Here is an 18,355-nt window from a genome sequence, read left to right on the forward strand (position 1 = left end):
CCTGAAACTTTCATGAATGCTCTCCAAAACATACGAATAGACAAATGGCTTTGGGCCGTGCGGATATTCAAAACCCGCAGTATGGCATCTCAAGCTTGCGATAAGGGGAAAATTAAACTCAATGGAGAAGTTATTAAGCCTTCGCGTCATGTGCGAATAAGTGATGCGATAAGTTTGAGTGACGGCACTTTGACACGCACCTTTGAAGTAATGGAATTGCTGAGCACCCGTGTAGGCGCAAAATTAGCTATAAACTATTGCAAGGAAACCACACCCGAAGCGGACATACTCAACCACCTGGCTTTGCGCAAGGCAGCTGAACAATGGCGAATGCCCGGTGAAGGTCGCCCCACTAAAAAAGAAAGACGCGAGCTTGACGATTTTATCTGGGGTGGTAATTATGGCGAATTTTAACCGTTAACCCTCTTTGATTTTTTGTGTATTAGCCTGTTAATTTTTTAATGAATAAATTGATATTTGATTATTGATTAATAGCACCTTTGCCATTTAATCAACTTAGAAAATAAGATTATGGCCGTTACCTTTAACAAACTATCAATAGTAATACCTTGCTATAATGAAGAGAAAACCGTTCACCTTATTCTCGACAAGGTAATAAACATGAAGATGGTTAACGACATTCAAAAGGAACTGATTATAGTTAACGATTGCTCGCGAGATAATACCATTGGTGCTATCGAAAACTACTTTAAAAACAATCCGGCAATTGAATATCAAATATACAGCCACCCTGTAAACAAAGGTAAAGGAGCCGCTTTGCATACTGGTATAAAAATGGCCACAGGTGATTATGTAATTATACAAGATGCCGATCTTGAATATGATCCAAATGAATATAACATTTTGGTGAGGCCCATACTGGATGGTTTTGCCGATGTAGTTTATGGTTCACGATTTATGGGAGGTAAGCCTCATCGCATTTTATTCTTCTGGCATTCGATAGGAAATAAATTCCTTACTTTTTTGAGTAACATGGCCACCAACCTTAACCTTACCGACATGGAAACTTGTTATAAAATGTTTAGGCGCGATATTATACAAGGGCTTGAACTCAAAGAAAACCGCTTTGGCTTTGAACCTGAAGTTACTGCTAAAGTGGCGCGAGTAAAAGATGTTCGCATTTACGAAGTGGGCATTAGTTACTATGGACGCACCTATGCCGAAGGAAAAAAGATTAGCTGGAAAGATGGTTTCAGGGCTATTTATTGTATCATGAAATATAAATTTTTCAGCAAATAATTATTTCTAAAAACAATGCTTACCACCACACAGGGCATTGTATTGCACTCGCTTAAATATGGCGAAACATCGTTAATACTAAATATTCTTACGCGCGATTATGGTCTGCACACCTATATTTACAAGGGTGTGCGTAAGTCAAAGACGCATGCGGCTAATTTGCTTTTTCCGTTATCATGCATCTCACTTACGTCTTATATGAAAGCATCCACAGGCATGCACTTACTTAAAGAAATTAGCGCCAGCCCGTCATTGCCATCCATATTATTAAGTCCGCAAAAAAATTTGCAATCATTATTTTTATCAGAAGTAATTCTCAAAAGCATGAAGCATGAAGATACCGATCAGGCAATGTTCGATTTTCTTCACGACCAAATAATATTGTTAGAAAACACCCATGAGAATGTATCATTGTTTCAACTTAACCTATTAGCCAAGCTGACTTTGTATCTGGGATTTTCGCCTCATGGAAATTATGACCAGCAGCATAACCCCTATTTTGATTTGCTCGAAGGTTACTATTCGGGCCATTTGCCTGTGCATGGCCAATACCTTAGCGGGACTGATGCGGCTTTATTTTCGAGAGTATTTGCAATAGACGAGCGTCTATTGCCGCGCTTAAACATTACACTTGCCGAAACTAAAAATGCATTGCACCTGCTTACCAAGTATTATCAACTGCATGCTTTGCACGGACAGCAATTAAAATCATTTGACATCTTACTCGAATTGCTTTAACTCTTAGAAATCAAATTCGGTTGAAGCCGAATCAATGACCATAGAATCTTTTGGTAAAATTAGTTGAAGCGCCCTACCGTTTATTGCTGCTTGCTTTAGCGATACGGTTGTGTCTTGTTCAGTTATATGACCGCGAGCCAGCATCTTATTCAACATAAGGTTATAATAACTTTGTAAATAGGGTTTGCTTATTCCTGCACTATCTACACTATGGCGAAAGGTTCTTGGATGTGGAACCAAACTGGCAAGGAATATACTTTGGTCAAGTGTAAGTTGCGAAGGACTTTGTTGAAAATAAAAATCGGCTGCTTCTTTTATTCCATACACATTAGGTCCCCATTCAATTACATTAAGATATACTTCCATCATGCGTTCCTTACTAACTATACGATTTCGCTCTAATAACCAAACTAACAAGGCCTCTTCTACTTTGCGCGAAATTGTTTTGTTGCGATAGAGAAAACAATTTTTTACCAATTGCATAGAAATGGTGCTTCCTCCGCGAACAAATTTTTTTTGCTTTATGTTTTCGGCAATAGCTGCACGAAATGCTTCTTCGTTAAATCCCTGATGAAACATAAACGATCCATCTTCACTGGTCATTACAGCATTTATCAAATGCATACTAATATTTTGAAATGGCACAAAATCAGGGTTCTCTTCACTAACCAGAATGGAGCGCATGATACCGGTACCTTCACCTGCATCAAACAAAAAGCCTTCATTCAATTTAGAAAGGTTTGCTTTTCCAAACTTTTCAATTCGGAAATTTTCTCCCTTAAGCTCGCTATCAAAAATAAGACTGTCGGGTTGGGTAAGGTCAACTAAAAAATTCAGCCGATAGGATAGGAATCCTTTTGCCTTTATTCCTTGCAGCGATTGAAACATATTTTCAGGAAGCCCATCAAAAAAATCCTGGGCTTGCATTGAAGGTAGGTTCAATTTAATAACCATTTGCGTGTCAGGATTAATCCGGTAACTAGAATACAAGGTGCTATATATATGGTTGCATTGAATATGCGTATTGCTATCCAATTCAACAGAATGTTCGCCAATGAGCAGATTGCCCTCTAGAGCTGCATCTTTAATCAAAATATCCTTATCACTTAGTCGCCAATGGTTAAAAGCAAGACCAGCTAAAATTACATGGTGCGAGATAACTCGTTTATTACCGGTCTCACTTAATTTTATAGACCCCTTTGCATGTGAAAAATTTAATTTTAATAGGCTGTCGGACGCGAATAAAGGAAGGTAACGATTTTCGCCCGGATGTAAAATTTCGAAATCATACGTTTTGTTTTTCTCTAAAACGGATGCTTTAATTATAAGTGTATCAGAAATAGTTTTATCCAAAATACTTATGCTCGTATAGAAATTACGCAGGTCGTATTTCACCGATGGCGATTTAAAAAAAGTAGTTCCCTTATCTGTTGTAACCGATGCTTTTATATTAATGATTTCAAATCCGGTTTGAAGCATGATGAACATTCCTTCGATTAAAGCATCAATACTGCCTCTCCAACTTGTTGGCCGTATATCATCGTTAGGTAATGGTGTCTTATCGGCTTTAATCAAGTTTTTATAGTTGCATGCAGTTGCTGTATTTACAAAACGAAATTCCGGGTTGTTTAAACTAAAAAAATCGAATCTGACTTTACCTGAAAACAAGCGCAATGCAGCTAAGTCGCAACCAATATATTCCGCTTTGAGTAGGGTATCTAAACTGCTCACGGGCACCAGGCTAATTTTACTTGCTTCAACTCGAAACGGACCATTAAACTCTGCACTTTCAAGTGCCAGGTTTAATCCATACTTGGCTCTTACTTTGTCCTGCACCGTTCCAATTGCATAGCCGAGTATATAATTGCGAAGTGCAAAATAGCCAGTTACTGCTACAACAAAAGAAATGAGTAAAACATAAAATAGGGTACGCAATCGCATTGCTCAAAAATAAAAACAGGATGCACATGGTGCATCCTGTCATATACTATTTATAAGGTGTTAGTTGTTTACAACATCAACCATTCCGTAACCTTCGTTGGTTAATACGCCAATTCCGGTTTTCCATATAAAATCGTGCACATCGGGATGTGCGTATAAGGTAAATGGCAATAAATATCCCAACATGGTAAACCCTTCGCTGCACTTATAAAAGCGTGCGAATTTCTTTCCTGAATCCTGAATTTTTTCAACGTACTCCTTATCGGGTTGGGCTTCAAATTCAGCGTATTGATTCAATTGATCTTCGGTATAACCAGCTTTTTCCATTTGATCCATTACTACATTATATAACGTGTCGGCAAACTCGCGCGAATTGGGATCAATAAGTTCCTGTGCCTTTTTCTGATCAATCTTTGGATCTGCCAATATCATAGGTGAAATACCAATGTATCGCATACGCTTGGTAACGGTTGGATCAGCGATTATCTCTTTAAACTTGGGAATAAGATTTAATTTTCCAACTGAAATATAAGGTCTGGAAAAAATCTCATCGATAATCCGATTACAATTTTCGGTGCTTGTAGCACTTATAACCATGGTAACTTTGGTGCTTAAGAAACGCATATACCCATTTTGGATACGCGATGTGCCTTTGAGCGATGAGAAGTTAAATGGTAATGGCTCTAATGAAAACGCACTCACAACCTCATGTAATGCTGATGAGAGTAGCTTTTGATGATGTAAGGGGATAGAGTTGGATGAGTTAAGGTCCCTTACGAAGGAAATTTTTACACGCATAAGTAAAAAGTATTATTACTGAAAAAAATAAATAAAATTCAAAAATGGAGAGATTAGAATGTGGCAATTACTGTGCCATGTGAGGTTACAAATGTAGATAATTCGCCAAGCAATTTTAATGCTTCACCTTTGACTTATGAACAGAAATTCGCCAAAAATAGTTTAAAAGTAATAATAAGTTGATCTATCAATACCGAGAATAGCAAACTTTTTAAGCATTGACGTAATCTTTAGCCAATGAGAGCTATCCACACTGCTTTTTTTGCCTCGCCACTTAAAACACTTGGCAGCACGCCCGTTATAAACAATATTCATTGCTTAAGTAATTAGTATTTTAGCTTGCCCGAAAATTTGCCCTCTATTGTTGCAAGACTGTTTAATGCTGTTGAAGGATTCCATTTTTTAAACAAAAATAAATGGCAACTACAACAGTGCCAATTATAGAAAACAGAACATGCATTTCGAAATAGAAGTTGGTCTTTAAATCAAGTTGCTATTGATCTGCTTTGCTTACATCGATTATCAAATGCAACCTATTGAGTCAATCAAAACGTAATACAACTTCGAAAGCGAGATTGTGCTTGAGATACTTATCTAGGTATCTTCTGAAAACTTGAGCATATGAGAAAGAAAAAACTGAGTTTGCCTTTATGATAATTTTGAAAAATCAGAAAAGTACATGTTTGAAAAAAAACCAAGCACTCAGGATAGTCTGCGTTTTATAGTAGCCAACAGGTTTTTTGTGCGCCCCAGGTTTACCAATAAAGCAACTGCCAGTTTAATGGGCATAATGAGGTATTGAAAAGCAATTATAACAGGATTGGCGCTGATTTTGGAATCGGGATAATTTAATAGTTGACGCAAGGATGTTGAACTACGCTCACAGATGACAATTTCGCTTTTTGAAAGTCCTTGCAAATAGTTTCCACGGTTGTCGCTATTTATGCCCTTCGCATCGGGTTTGTCATTTCCCAAGCTACTTCCCACTTTTGGAACATTGAGCATATCGCTAGCAAAGTCAATCCCTGCAAATTTACATATTGCCTGCACCGTTTGCTCAGGTTGTGCAAGCAAGTCTTCGAACTTTATAATTATTACCCGCTCATGATTTTTAAACTTTAATATGGAGCGAGTGCTGGCGCACCACAACTTGGTAATGGTGACAGGATGGTAATTAATCCATGACCTTATACTTTCCTTTAAGGGAATTGTTTTTGCCCCGAGAAATCTTCGCTTCCACTTACCCTTTTGCGAAAGCAGCACATCGCGCGGGTCGCGTATCATAGCAACAATATAGGCTCTAGGATATAGGTTTAGAATTTCTTCCATGAACAAGGCATTGCGGGGCGTTTGGTCACAACTAATTTGCTTGCCATTTTTTTTACTCTCATACGATAAAAAAAAACGAAAGACATCAACAGGATGCAGGTTGATTTGGGCTGCAGAAAGGGCTGCAGATGCTTCGTCAATAAACAAGGTTGGATTGCGCTCCTGCAAATATCCCTGACGCTCTATGCTTAATAGTTTACAAAGCAAAGCAACCGCATCATCCATTTTAAAATCCACAACCTCCTTGCCCGGAAAATAGAGTTGCTCAAAAAAATGAATCTCATGAAATGTGAAAACCGCTGAATTGCGCCCGAGTATGCGCCCCATCATGGTGGTGCCACTTCGGCTATATCCTGTTACAAATAATTGTTCGGCCTGCACGTTATTACTTTTTAGGGTGTAGCTACCCTTTGTATTTTTCGACAAAGGTGTTAATGTCTCTCAAGATGACAAGCATAAATCTAAAATATTTTGCACCACAATATGGCGACAACAAAATAAAATGACGAATGCCTTAACCGATTGAATCGTTTAAATAACCATGATGTTTTTTGATGCAAGCCGATAGTGTAAAATTTTAGGTTACAATAAACCTATGCTATTTATCATATAAAAAAATAATTTACATTATGATTCAGATAATCTTGTTTTCGTACATTTGAAACTCTTATTAAATGTACTCGCTTGTTTTATTGCTGAAGGTGAGATCAAATTATAAGAAGAAAAAATCAAAAGTAAATTCAAACTAATATCATCTTTAAATCTAAAATTTAATTTATGGATAAGGCAAATAAACGAGTAGTACTGGTAACAGGAGCCACAGGCGGACTGGGCACAGCTATGTGCAAAGAATTATGTAATTCGGGATTTCATGTATTAGCCAATTACAGAAATAAAGAAAAAGCAGATGCATGGCAAAAGCAAATGTTAAGCGAAGGATACAGGGTAGATATCTATGAGGCTGACGTAACGGACTTCGATTCGGTTGGCGCTATGATTAGTAAAATAGAAGATGAAGTAGGCCCGGTTGATACGCTTGTTAATAATGCAGGTATTACACGTGATGGACGGTTTAGCAAAATGTCGAAAGATGATTGGAATGCAGTAATAAGCACCAATCTTGACAGCGTGTTCAATTGCACCCGTCATGTGATTAATGGAATGATGGAGCGAAAATTTGGGCGCATTATTAATATTAGTTCTGTAAACGGACAGCGAGGGCAGTTTGGGCAGGCCAACTATAGCGCTGCTAAAGCAGGCATGCATGGTTTTACTAAAACACTGGCAATGGAAGTAGCTAAGTATGGCGTAACGGTAAATACCATTTCGCCAGGCTATATAGGCACAGATATGGTGATGGCCGTTCCTGAAAAAGTTCGCGAACAAATAGTTGCACAAATACCGATGGGCCGATTAGGAGGCACACACGAGGTGGCTTATCTGGTATCTTTTCTGGCGGGCGAAAAAACGGACTTTATCACCGGTGCTAATTATAGCATCAATGGTGGGCAGCACGTTTACTAGTAACAGTGCGTATATACGTTTGTCCTTTCATCCAAACTAATTTTACGCGATACTATAATTTGGGGAAGAAAATATAGCGGTGAGCCTCACACCAAAACACCTTGAGGAATTGCCTTTTAAGGTTTTTCAAATCGACCTTGGTGGGCATTTTAAATATCGTGTTTCATGACCACACATGTTTAGTTCAAAAGCCACAAATATGCTAATAGCTATTGCTCACCAATCAAGCTATGTTAAACTATCGGATTAAGAGCTCCGCTAATGGGAAATCTATTTGCCGGAAAAAATCTTCAATTTGACAAACCCATCTTGCAACAAAGCAATTACTTCTTCTTGCAATTGAGCGAGTTCTAAAAAAAGGCTGCTTCGGTCAGTTGCAAACCAATGCCAGGATTAAAATCAGGCAATCGTTTCTTTTAATTGCGCAGCTTAACAATTTTTCGGAAAAAATTTTGGCCTCTTGAAGATGTGATTTGCAAGGTGTAAACACCATTGGCCCAATTGCTTGTATTCAAAGTAAAATTCTCTGCTTTAACACTAACAGTTTGGCTGTGCACCTTTTTGCCCTCAACATCAAATGCCGAAATTATCACCTCATCACCTGAAGGAAACGAAGTGAATATCTGCAATTGATTATTAACCGGATTAGGAAAAGCATGAATGACCATGCTCTCATTTAATTCATTAGTAGATGTAAAAACACCACCGGTAATTGCAACATCGTCAAAATAAAAACCATCAAAGGTATTTCCGAAATCGCTAACTAATACAAACCTGATTTTTACAGATTTTCCTTTGTAAGCACTAAGGTCAATGCGTTCCTGCACCCATTCAGGTTGTAAGCCGTCATAAACCGGATTGTAAGGATCTTGAAAATCACTGCCCTCATCGGTAAAGCGACCGCAAAGCGGATACCAAGTAACGCCATTATTATCAGAAATCTGCAGTTGAGCATAATCAAAGATAGGTTCTATCATCCATCGGGCATAAAATGTGAGTTCGGGAATTCCGGTAGTTGCAATCTGTAAAGCGTTAGCAAGAATAATACTGCTGTTGGCGCCATCGTTATAGTTGCCAAAAGGCGAATCGGTAATGGATGCCGGTGCACTTACATAGTGCTGTGTAGTTGTGTTCCAGGAGGCACTGATCCATTTAGTCATAGTTGAGGCATTGTCACTAAATACTAATGAGGGATAATTGTATACTTTGGTTAGCGTGTCGCGCCAAGTATAATTCCCGTTTGTAACAGCAAGTTCCAGCTCCGCTTCATCACCAATCGAAATATTAGCTTGTAAAACGTATGCTATAGAATCAATAATTACATCGCCCGCTTTTAAGTTACTGTATACTTTGGCAGGCGCTGTGCTTGATACATTTTGTAGCGCGTTAACTGTAACGGTATATGTTCCGGTACTGTCTAGCCCTTTCATGCTCAGCTTATATACCAGATACGGATTTGTTACATACACATCCGTAAGCGTAATGTCTTCGACTGCTGCATACTTTCCAACATGCAAGCCAGCTTGCACGTTAGCATACATGTTTGTTTTTACTATCCAGTCAATATCGCTTTGCGAAGGCCAGAAATCGTAACCTGTTTCGGGTGTATAGGCAAATATTTTATTCTTCGTGTTTTGCTCTCCATACATCCAGTCATCGCTGCTCCCGTTTACAATATAATTTACTGTTTGATTGGCAGTACCTGCTTTGTAATTATTATGCAAGGTGATGTTGGTTGCCATATCTACAAACATGCCCGAGTCGGGTGTGTAGAGGTTGTCTATATAACCCCATGGGTATATTAAAAGATTGCCATAAGAGTGGTAGTTGAGGGCGATTCTGAAGTTATGTGTATTGCAAAAGTCTCTGATCAATTGTGTTTCGGGCTCCGAAAAGGGAGTTGCACCGCGGTATGTGAGCGAGGAGGTGAACGGTGAGGATCCATTATCATCAAACCCCCAATTGTATCCATAATTACGATTAAGGTCAACACCAAAATTACCATCCATATTATCGCGTCTGTTTTTGCGCCACAAGCCTCCACCTGCCGGGTCGGTAAACTCATTATACTTATAGCCATCCGGATTAATGCAGGGAACAAAATATAATTCGGTATGGTCAACCATATATTTTACAAGACTATCGGTGGCATAATTCTCAAGTAAATACCACATATAAAAAATTAGATTTTGCATGCCCATAGGCTCGCGTGCATGATGCACTCCGGTATAGAGTATTTGATTTTCGCCTTCGGCAATGCCGGGGTTGTCGCTTATTTTCAAGTGCCAAATAGAATCGCCCAGTATGGTAGCGTTTGGACCTATAGAGGCTTTATTTGTTATCAAGTTAGGATACAGGATAAACATACTGTCTAACTCATTAATCATTTCGGCATAGGTTAAAAATCCGGCCATGCTGCCTTCGTTGTAATGCACAGGCGATACATAATTAATAGGAAAACAATCTTGCCTATAGCTATTTCTAACTTGCTGATTTTGCGATTTATAAAAATTACGTGCGTTGTCAATTAATGTAAGATATTCAATGGTGTTATCATCTAAAATTTTTCGTTCTGAGGTACTTACCCATGTTTCCAAAAAGTAATTTACTTTTTGCAATCCGTGATCTGTTTCTATACCAAGTGAAGCAAGCTTCCTTATACTTGTTGTTTGAAGGTTAATACGCACCTTGCTGTAATCTTCTTGCGCATTCGAATTATGGCAAACGAAAAACACTAACAAGAGCATTGTTATTTTAATTGACTTTTTCATTCTGTTTTTAAATATAGGTTTCATTATGTAAATTTTCAATAATTATTGAATGGCTATGAGCTAACTCCAATTTCGTATAAAGCAATACCCAATGATAAAACTGTTTACCTACAAATACAAACAGTTAGATCAAAATATAATATAAGAGTCTTTTTAAGATTTACTTAGTTGTTTTCTTTATGCGAATATACTGACTGTCTTAGTTAAGTTTTAAGCCCTTAGTGCGTTGCTATGACTTGAAAAACATGCCTTGCTAATCAAAATATTCGCTTTTAATAGATAAAAAAATAAATCTTGAAAAGGCTCTAAATTTTTTGAATATCAAAAGGTAACTTTATTAATGTACGGTAATCATCTCCGGCCTCCATCATGTCCTCATCTTCTTCTTCATACATCCATTTGATTTGCACTTTGCTTTTGCCACTGTTATATATAGCCTCTAGTTTTCTAAATATATCGAGAAGGCATTTTGAAGACGAAGTGTTAAAATATTCCAGTTGAATGGTTATGATAGTTTCGGCAGCAGGCATTTGCGCATATTGGTCGAGCCACTCGTACACACTTTTATAAAACTCAATCGAATTTTCAGGAATAGATTTTCCCGAAAGTGAAAACGTACCGGCTGCATTAAAGCTTATAGCTGGAGTTTTAATAGTAGGAGTTATATGTAGGTTGTCCATCAATTATTCTGTTATTTAATTAGCACTTCGAGACAAAAGAATGAAAAGGTAGCATTAACCGGATGAAAGCTGTAAGTTAAAGGATGACCAGACTTGCGGGCAATATCAATCATCCCTAAGCCGGCACCGCCTTTGTCCGACAAATCAGTTGAATTTAATTTTTCCAAATAATGAGCGCGCAGCGCGTCAGGGGTCATTAAACTGATTTCGCGTAAGCGTTCTTCTAATCCCGCCACATTTGTATTTAATATGTAATTACCTGTACAAATGGAATAGGCAAGGTCTTCATTTTGACCTACCATAAAAATTGCATTGCCAAAATCGCTCTGCATTTCGGGCGATTGTTCGCCTTGTAGTTTTTCCATATGATGGTAAACATTCTGTAAACACTCAATCAGGATATGATAGAATTTTTTCTTTCGTCTAGTTTCTTCCTGCTTACTATCAAGACGCGACTCCATAATCTGGTATACACTTGTCAGCAGGTCTTGTGTTATCTGACCTTTAAAAGAAAGAATTACATCTTCCTTCTCCATCGTTTTGTATAATGAATATATATCCAAAATTAAGTGGTGCCTTATAGCATTGCGGCAAAAGTAAAAATGATTTTTAAATACATGTTTGTTAAAAGGAATAAAACTATAATTGCAGAGTAAAATAATATTAAAGATTCCTTCGGTGAAAAGGCAAATCGTACTGTGGTTTATAGTGTGCCTCATATTAGGCTGTACTGCGCATTGGATGACATTAGGCCAATCTGATATAAGTGATAGCACCTCCTCTTTCAATGTGAAATACAGCAACAGCGAGACAGACTCTTCGTCTTTAGGTGATACAAATCATAGTAATCCAACCAAAATTAAGAAAGCGAAGCATGATTCAAAAGCGGAGAATGGTGACGATGAAAGTGAAGAAGGTGAAAAAGAAGAGGAAGATGAGCCTGACCTTATTGATTTTTCAGGGATATGGAAAATTAAAGTCGAAGACAATTATCAATTTGCAAATATTAACTATGACGATACTGGCTGGGATGAATTAACCAAAAAGCAACATCGCTTCCTGCGAAGGGATAGTATTTGCTGGATACGAATTCATATTATTGTGGATAGTGCCGTTGCATGGCGTCCTATTGCGCTTACCGTTTATCAGTTTGGTACTGCCGGAGAGTTTTTTTTTGACGGAAAAAAAATACTTACCAATGGAAAAGTTGGTCGCAACAAAAAAGAAGAAAAAGCAGTTGCAAGTTTTAATGCCAAGCCAATCATCCTGAGTTTTAATGGCAAAAAAGAACACCTTTTAGCGGTACGTTATTCATCATTTAATGCAAAGCGATTAAACAAGTTGGGTATTAACCTTGGAATGAATATGCGATTTGTAACCGAAGAGGCAAGTGAGGCCGTAAGCGACCTCGCTGATTTTTCAGCTCAGGAAATTGCACTTTTTATCTTCACCTTATTTGCAACACTCGCATTTATCCATCTGATAATGTATGTTTTTTATCGGGAGAAAATTGCTAATCTATATTACAGTATATATTGTTTTAGTGTTTTCTTGTTTACCTACTATATATACTATTGCATGAATCATGATGATCTTGATACCATACATACCTTCTTGTATATAGTTGCTTTAATGATGCCACTGCTTGTTGTGCCGCAGGTTGCTCTATTGCATACTATTTTTTATGGCCGGTTTTTGAAAGTGCTCTATGTAGTGGCAATCATATTTGTTGGGGGTATGATTTCTATTTTTTTTTACTACCAGTTTCTATTTCTGGCATATACCATCGGAGCGCTTATTGCTTATATAGAAATTTTCAGAGTAATTATTAACGCCATTCGAAAGCGAAAAGAAGGAGCATTTATTTTTGCTTTTACTATTTTGCTGGCTCCGCTTGCAGGTATAATCATTTCGTTTTTGCCGGATGTAATAACAATTTTTGGCATACCCGTACATCTTACCGCAGGCCGCATTATTCCGGTTTGCATCCTACTGGGTTTGCCATTTGCTATGACCCTATACCTGGCACGCGACTTTGCCTTAATTAGCCGGCAATTAAAAAGGCAGCTCAATGAAATTACCGATTTATCGGCCCGCGCTCTTGCTCAGGAGCAAGAGAAAAAACATATTCTGGAAAACCAGAAAGCCAATTTGGAGGTTATGGTAGAACAGCGAACACAAGAAGTAATATTGCAAAAAAATGTTATCGAAAATAAAAATCGTGAAATCACTGAAAGTCTGGTATATGCAAAGCATATACAATCTGCCATACTTCCCGATTTGAAAACCATACAACAGAGTCTGCCGCAATCATTTATTTTTTATTTACCTAAGGATATTGTGAGTGGCGATTTTTATGAATTCGCAATTTGTGAAAATAAAATTATTATAGCAATGGCTGATTGCACCGGTCACGGTGTGGCAGGAGCATTTATGAGTATGATTGGCAGTTCGCTATTCAATCAAATAGTGAGTGAAAAAAGAATATCCAACCCTGCGCAAATATTGAATCTGATGAATGAAGGAGTAGTGAATGCACTTAAGCAGCGCGAAACCGAAAGTCACGAAGGTATGGATGTGGCCCTATGTACATTCGACATGCAAAATTTGAAAATGGAATTTGCCGGTGCCAACCGCCCATTATTACTAGTTCGCAATGGCGAACTAATGGTTTTACCAGCCAACAAAGTACCCATTGGTGGTATGCATGTAGCCGGGCATAAAACATTTACACTGCACGAATGTGATCTTCATACAGGTGATATGATTTACCTGTTTAGTGATGGCTATGCTGATCAGTTTGGTGGCGAACGCGGCAAGAAATTAATGACGCGAAAACTTAAAGAAATTCTTGTTGAAATATCTGTGTTACCGGTAATGGAACAACAATCCTATTTACATCATAAATTTAAAGATTGGAAGGGTAACCATGAGCAGGTTGATGATGTGCTTATAGTTGGAATTAAGATTGTGTAATGCCCATGATTTAGGTATTGCATAGGTATCGCGCAAATAGATATGCCGTAGGTGCAAAGAGAAAAAACGCCTGACAATTTTTTTAAAAAAAATCAATAAGCTCTCTCGTTGGTTCCCTGCATGTAGTTGATAAAGGCTTTGCACACCACTTTATTCCCACCCGGAGTAGGATAGTTGCCGGTAAAATACCAGTCGCCCGTGTTGTTAGGAATAGATTGATGGAGGTCGTCAACACTTTGATAAATAATTTCTACCTCGCAGTTAACCTCTTTGGGTGTAAGCAATTGCGCTATTTTACGACTTAGTTGTGCTTCGGTAAATGGTTCGTAAATTATCTTCACATAATTTACCATTTCCTCTTTCGGTTTAGTCATTTGTTGCATGCACAATTGCAACACTTCATCCATAATGTGTTCCAGATTATTTTCTTCAAGTAAACTAATAGCAGCATTGAAGGCAATAAAATCGCCCAGCTTGGCCATATCAATGCCATAGCAATCGGGGTAGCGGATTTGCGGGGCACTGCTTACAACAACAATTTTCTTTGGTTGTAACCGTGATAATATACGAAGAATACTTTTCTTTAATGTGGTGCCTCTTACAATGCTATCATCTATCACTACCAGATTGTCTACCCCTTTTGCTACTGCACCATAAGTTACATCATATACATGGGCTACCATATCATCACGATGTGCGTCATCTGTAATAAACGTCCGCATTTTCACATCTTTAATAGCAATTTTTTCGATGCGAGGCCTGATGCTGATAATGTCTTTGATTTTTTCGGTATCGTTTAAGTCGGGCAGGGCTTTTATTTTGCGCACCTTTACAGCTGCAAGATAATCTTCCATACCTTTTATCATACCATAAAAGGCAACTTCGGCTGTATTGGGAATAAAAGAGAAAACAGAATTACGCAAATCATAATTTATCGATTCCAGAATACTTGGACAAAGCCTGCGGCCAAGTTCTTTGCGTTCGTTATAGATGGCAGGATCGCTACCACGCGAAAAATAAATACGCTCAAACGAACAGGATTGGCGCTCCAGAGGTTCGCGGCATATTTGCTCAGAAACGCGTCCATTTTTTTTAATGATAAGAGCATAACCAGGTTGCAGTTCACGAATATCTTCAAAGGCCATATTAAAAGCAGTAAGCATAGCAGGGCGCTCGCTAGCAACTACCACCACTTCATCATCATGATAATAATAAGCAGGCCTTATACCACTTGGGTCACGCAGCACAAATGCATCGCCATGACCCACAAGTCCGCAAAGGGTATAGCCACCATCCCAGTATTTACTTGCGCGCTTAAGTACACGTTGCAGGTCAAGGTTGTTTGCTATTAGTTCCGATATTTCTTCATTCGAGTATTCTTCTTGTTTAAAGCGCTTGAAGAGTAGTTCCACTTCTTCATCCAAAAAATGTCCAATATTTTCAAGAACAGTTACCGTATCTGCCTGCTCGCGCGGGTGCTGTCCCAACGATACCAATTGTTGTATCATTTCATCCACATTGGTCATGTTGAAATTTCCGGCTAAGGCTAGTGTTCGCGATTTCCAGCTGTTTTGACGGATAAATGGATGACAATTATTAATCGAATTTTTTCCAAACGTGCCGTAGCGTAGGTGCCCCAGCCACAATTCGCCTGTAAAGGGGATGTTATTTTGTAACCAATCTACATCATCAATATGGTGGCGTTGCGATGCTGTCAACTGATTTAGGGGTTCATTAATTTTTTCGAAAATATCGGGCAAGGGTTGCTTGGCATTGCTGCGCTGACGGTTAATATAATCCACTCCTGCGGGCACATTCAGACTAATGTTTACAACACCCGCACCATCCTGACCGCGATTGTGTTGCTTTTCCATCAGGAGGTACAATTTTTTTTGGCCATAAAATGATGTGCCGTATTTTGCCTTGTAGTAACTTAGTGGTTTTAGCAGCCGGATAAGCGCTATTCCACATTCGTGTTTTATACTATCGCTCATTGTGTGATTGTAGCTTGCAAAAGTAATAAATAATACAGCAGTCTGTGTGGATAGTATGCCAAAAAAAACGCGCTGCATGGCAGCGCGTTAAATTTTTTTATCTCAGCAATTATTTTTTTCTGAACACATACCGTGTAATGAATATTCCCTTTCCATCCTTATCGCCTGCATCGCTTTCTACACCACTTGTTACATAAAGCAACTCCCATCCTTGCTTGGCCATTTCGGTAAGTTTGCTTGATATAATTGCATCGTTGCTGGCAATGTTTTGAAAGTTAATACCTACCATGCTGTAAAAATTAAGCAACTTGGTTTCTTCCATATTGTCAATTTTGGCATCGCCACGGTCTACTTTGCCTTGATCGCTGTCTTTGCCTTCGTTGCGCACGGTTGTAAACCTTTTATAATCTACGGCTGGTTCGGTATTGTCTATAATGCGAGACCTTCCCATACCTCCCGGCACAATAGACTCTACCGTGGTAATTACTTTGTACTCTTGCGCTTGTATTACATTTAAGGTAATAGCCATTGCGCCCATTAAAATCAATTTTTTCATACGTATGTTTTATTTTAAACGATAATATTTCTAAGACTCTTAAATGGCTGTAATGTTACCCAGTTATAATGACTATTTAATGAAATAACAATTGATTGGCTAAAAAGCATGTTGGCTTTTTATGTTGAACCATACCCACAATTATCCTTCGATGTTTACTTCGAGTTAAGAAAATGGAGGTACGTGTTTCCTCTGCTTTCAGCAAAATAATCTAATAGCAACATGAGAGATGCTTGTATGATAAGTCCTAACCCGATACCTGTTATCCATTCCGTTTTTTTAAAAACACAAAACAAACTATGCCGGTTATTATTAAAGCTATTTCAATCCATCGGTACCAAACAAAACTTTTCATCACCGATTGCATGCGCGGTATTTCAATTTTTTTAATGGCACTTAGGTCATTCGTAATATAGCTGTTAACCCGTTCAATGTCTTTTGGGCTGCGCACATATACAGTTGTGCCAACCACAATTTGTATGCATGCTACCAGCAGTAAAGGCGCAGACATTCCATAGTAAAAGGGCTTTTTCATCCACCCTATAAAATAAACACTGCAACCTAAAGCTAAAAGGCCTGCGGCAATAAATAACAAGGACTCATTTTTTTCTGCATCGAAATAGGAGCGAATATTGTTCATCGTCTTAATTATTAAAAATATGATTTAAGCAGTTTTGATATGACACTGCAAATATTTGATTAATTTCTGACCATTGCTATTCTTTACCTACATTGGCATCGCATCCTAAAAGTCGCAATCCTTATGAAGCTAAACATAAGTATCATTCTGCTATTTGCTAACCTGTCTATTCTTATTGCCCAAAAAATCCGGGTTGATACAGTTTCCATCCCAGTAAATACAAGCATACGCGGAATGCAGGTGTTGAATGATTCTACACTGTGGATTTGTGGTAACAAAGGGGTGTTTGCTTATTCAGAAGATTGCGGAGCAAGCTGGTACATCGATAGTTTGCGCATCAATTCGGAATTGCCTGACTATCGCTCAATTGAAGTGATTGATAGGAATACGGTTATCATTGCTAATGCCGGAAGCCCTGCTGCAATTTGCAAAACAATGGATGCCGGGCGATCATGGAAGGTGGTACATAGTGATATGCGGCCCGAAATTTTTATTGATGCCATTGCCTTTGATGACTCATTGAATGGAATTGCTCTTGGCGATCCCATTAATGCATTGCCCGTTATTTTAAAAACAGATAATGGTGGCGATAACTGGACCGATGTTTCTAAAGACTTTTTGTATCAGATAGAGACAGGCGAAGCTTTTTTTGCCGCAAGCAATTCGTGCATGCACTATCAAGATTCGGTGCTTTCATTTGTAAGCGGAGGAGCATGTTCAAATTATTATACTTGTAATTTTAAAACATATACAGTCACTGTTACACCTTTGCCACTTATTTCAGGAACACCCATGCAAGGAGCATTTACAAAGGTAAAATCGGGCGACACCCTTTTTGCAGCGGGTGGCGATTACGATAAACCGGATACCAATTGCAATCGTTTGGCGGTAAGTTATAGCAGGGGCCTAACCTGGCAAAATATCAAGACGGATATTCCTTTTATCTCATCCATGTGTTTACTAAAAAGAAAGAACCTGCTGTTTGCTGCTTGCATGCCTGGCATTTATCTCTCAAGCAATCAAGGTAAGACATGGAAAAAGGTTGCTAAGGATAACCTAAACATTATATATGCAAGCCCAACGGAGAACATTTTGTTTGCAGCTGGAAAAAATGGACAAATAATCAGAATTACTATTGAATAAAAATT

The 18,355-nt window shown here is 38.3% G+C and carries 15 protein-coding genes; 6 read left to right on the forward strand and 9 right to left on the reverse strand.

The features are described from left to right. The first annotated feature begins 12 nt into the window (after nucleotides 1-12). From IPO27_04470 to recO, 3 genes are all read left to right on the forward strand, one after another. Nucleotides 13-414 carry an RNA-binding S4 domain-containing protein gene (locus tag IPO27_04470; protein MBK8845853.1) on the forward strand — a complete coding sequence of 134 codons (402 nt, stop codon included), beginning with the start codon at nucleotides 13-15 and terminating at the stop codon, nucleotides 412-414. A gap of 117 nt (nucleotides 415-531) precedes the next feature. After that, nucleotides 532-1,260: a glycosyltransferase family 2 protein gene (locus tag IPO27_04475; protein ID MBK8845854.1), complete on the forward strand. Its 729-nt coding sequence runs from the start codon at nucleotides 532-534 to the stop codon at nucleotides 1,258-1,260. Nucleotides 1,261-1,275: 15 nt separating this feature from the next. Next, complete coding sequence (gene recO, locus IPO27_04480) at nucleotides 1,276-1,998, forward strand: DNA repair protein RecO (protein ID MBK8845855.1); 723 nt, start codon at nucleotides 1,276-1,278, stop codon at nucleotides 1,996-1,998. A 3-nt stretch (nucleotides 1,999-2,001) separates the two neighbouring features. Here the strand turns inward: recO and IPO27_04485 are convergent, their stop codons facing one another. The 3 genes from IPO27_04485 to IPO27_04495 form a co-directional block, all read right to left on the reverse strand. Beyond that, nucleotides 2,002-3,939 carry a transglycosylase domain-containing protein gene (locus IPO27_04485; GenBank protein MBK8845856.1) on the reverse strand — a complete coding sequence of 646 codons (1,938 nt, stop codon included), beginning with the start codon at nucleotides 3,937-3,939 and terminating at the stop codon, nucleotides 2,002-2,004. A gap of 60 nt (nucleotides 3,940-3,999) precedes the next feature. Continuing rightward, nucleotides 4,000-4,737, reverse strand: coding sequence for a CRISPR-associated endoribonuclease Cas6 (gene cas6, locus IPO27_04490; GenBank protein MBK8845857.1), 738 nt, complete (start codon nucleotides 4,735-4,737; stop codon nucleotides 4,000-4,002). A 702-nt stretch (nucleotides 4,738-5,439) separates the two neighbouring features. Further along, nucleotides 5,440-6,492: a sulfotransferase gene (locus IPO27_04495; GenBank protein MBK8845858.1), complete on the reverse strand. Its 1,053-nt coding sequence runs from the start codon at nucleotides 6,490-6,492 to the stop codon at nucleotides 5,440-5,442. Nucleotides 6,493-6,843: 351 nt separating this feature from the next. On the opposite strand from IPO27_04495, the gene phbB reads away from it, so the two are divergent. Then, nucleotides 6,844-7,590, forward strand: a complete 747-nt coding sequence (gene phbB, locus IPO27_04500) for an acetoacetyl-CoA reductase (GenBank protein MBK8845859.1) — start codon at nucleotides 6,844-6,846, stop codon at nucleotides 7,588-7,590. Nucleotides 7,591-8,006: 416 nt separating this feature from the next. On the opposite strand, the gene IPO27_04505 is transcribed toward phbB, so the two are convergent. From IPO27_04505 to IPO27_04515, 3 genes are all read right to left on the reverse strand, one after another. Beyond that, nucleotides 8,007-10,361 carry an immune inhibitor A gene (locus IPO27_04505; GenBank protein ID MBK8845860.1) on the reverse strand — a complete coding sequence of 785 codons (2,355 nt, stop codon included), beginning with the start codon at nucleotides 10,359-10,361 and terminating at the stop codon, nucleotides 8,007-8,009. Nucleotides 10,362-10,666: 305 nt separating this feature from the next. Next, a complete protein-coding gene (locus IPO27_04510) occupies nucleotides 10,667-11,041 on the reverse strand; it encodes a DUF1987 domain-containing protein (protein ID MBK8845861.1) in 375 nt (124 codons plus the stop codon). Between the two features lie 11 nt (nucleotides 11,042-11,052). Next, nucleotides 11,053-11,577, reverse strand: coding sequence for a hypothetical protein (locus IPO27_04515; GenBank protein ID MBK8845862.1), 525 nt, complete (start codon nucleotides 11,575-11,577; stop codon nucleotides 11,053-11,055). A gap of 142 nt (nucleotides 11,578-11,719) precedes the next feature. On the opposite strand from IPO27_04515, the gene IPO27_04520 reads away from it, so the two are divergent. Beyond that, complete coding sequence (locus IPO27_04520; protein ID MBK8845863.1) at nucleotides 11,720-14,017, forward strand: SpoIIE family protein phosphatase; 2,298 nt, start codon at nucleotides 11,720-11,722, stop codon at nucleotides 14,015-14,017. A gap of 92 nt (nucleotides 14,018-14,109) precedes the next feature. Here the strand turns inward: IPO27_04520 and IPO27_04525 are convergent, their stop codons facing one another. The 3 genes from IPO27_04525 to IPO27_04535 form a co-directional block, all read right to left on the reverse strand. Continuing rightward, nucleotides 14,110-16,011, reverse strand: a complete 1,902-nt coding sequence (locus tag IPO27_04525; protein MBK8845864.1) for an amidophosphoribosyltransferase — start codon at nucleotides 16,009-16,011, stop codon at nucleotides 14,110-14,112. A gap of 109 nt (nucleotides 16,012-16,120) precedes the next feature. After that, nucleotides 16,121-16,567, reverse strand: coding sequence for a hypothetical protein (locus IPO27_04530; GenBank protein MBK8845865.1), 447 nt, complete (start codon nucleotides 16,565-16,567; stop codon nucleotides 16,121-16,123). Nucleotides 16,568-16,829: 262 nt separating this feature from the next. Continuing rightward, complete coding sequence (locus tag IPO27_04535; protein ID MBK8845866.1) at nucleotides 16,830-17,207, reverse strand: hypothetical protein; 378 nt, start codon at nucleotides 17,205-17,207, stop codon at nucleotides 16,830-16,832. 123 nt (nucleotides 17,208-17,330) lie between these two features. Between IPO27_04535 and IPO27_04540 the strand changes: the two genes are divergently transcribed. Then, the gene (locus IPO27_04540; GenBank protein ID MBK8845867.1) at nucleotides 17,331-18,350 is read left to right on the forward strand and encodes a hypothetical protein; all 1,020 of its coding nucleotides are present in this window, start codon (nucleotides 17,331-17,333) and stop codon (nucleotides 18,348-18,350) included. The last annotated feature ends 5 nt before the right edge of the window (nucleotides 18,351-18,355 follow it).

This window comes from Bacteroidota bacterium (assembly GCA_016714535.1).
In the GTDB taxonomy this organism is placed as follows: Bacteria; Bacteroidota; Bacteroidia; order AKYH767-A; family OLB10; genus JADKFV01.

Coding starts and splice junctions, on each gene's coding strand:
- IPO27_04510 (MBK8845861.1), bottom strand. CDS start 11,041: ATGGACAACCTACATATAACTCCTACTATTAAAACTCCAGCTATAAGC.
- IPO27_04515 (MBK8845862.1), bottom strand. CDS start 11,577: ATGGAGAAGGAAGATGTAATTCTTTCTTTTAAAGGTCAGATAACACAA.
- recO (MBK8845855.1), top strand. CDS start 1,276: ATGCTTACCACCACACAGGGCATTGTATTGCACTCGCTTAAATATGGC.
- IPO27_04530 (MBK8845865.1), bottom strand. CDS start 16,567: ATGAAAAAATTGATTTTAATGGGCGCAATGGCTATTACCTTAAATGTA.
- IPO27_04475 (MBK8845854.1), top strand. CDS start 532: ATGGCCGTTACCTTTAACAAACTATCAATAGTAATACCTTGCTATAAT.
- IPO27_04540 (MBK8845867.1), top strand. CDS start 17,331: ATGAAGCTAAACATAAGTATCATTCTGCTATTTGCTAACCTGTCTATT.
- IPO27_04470 (MBK8845853.1), top strand. CDS start 13: ATGAATGCTCTCCAAAACATACGAATAGACAAATGGCTTTGGGCCGTG.
- phbB (MBK8845859.1), top strand. CDS start 6,844: ATGGATAAGGCAAATAAACGAGTAGTACTGGTAACAGGAGCCACAGGC.
- IPO27_04505 (MBK8845860.1), bottom strand. CDS start 10,361: ATGAAAAAGTCAATTAAAATAACAATGCTCTTGTTAGTGTTTTTCGTT.
- IPO27_04535 (MBK8845866.1), bottom strand. CDS start 17,207: ATGAACAATATTCGCTCCTATTTCGATGCAGAAAAAAATGAGTCCTTG.
- IPO27_04525 (MBK8845864.1), bottom strand. CDS start 16,011: ATGAGCGATAGTATAAAACACGAATGTGGAATAGCGCTTATCCGGCTG.
- cas6 (MBK8845857.1), bottom strand. CDS start 4,737: ATGCGTGTAAAAATTTCCTTCGTAAGGGACCTTAACTCATCCAACTCT.
- IPO27_04485 (MBK8845856.1), bottom strand. CDS start 3,939: ATGCGATTGCGTACCCTATTTTATGTTTTACTCATTTCTTTTGTTGTA.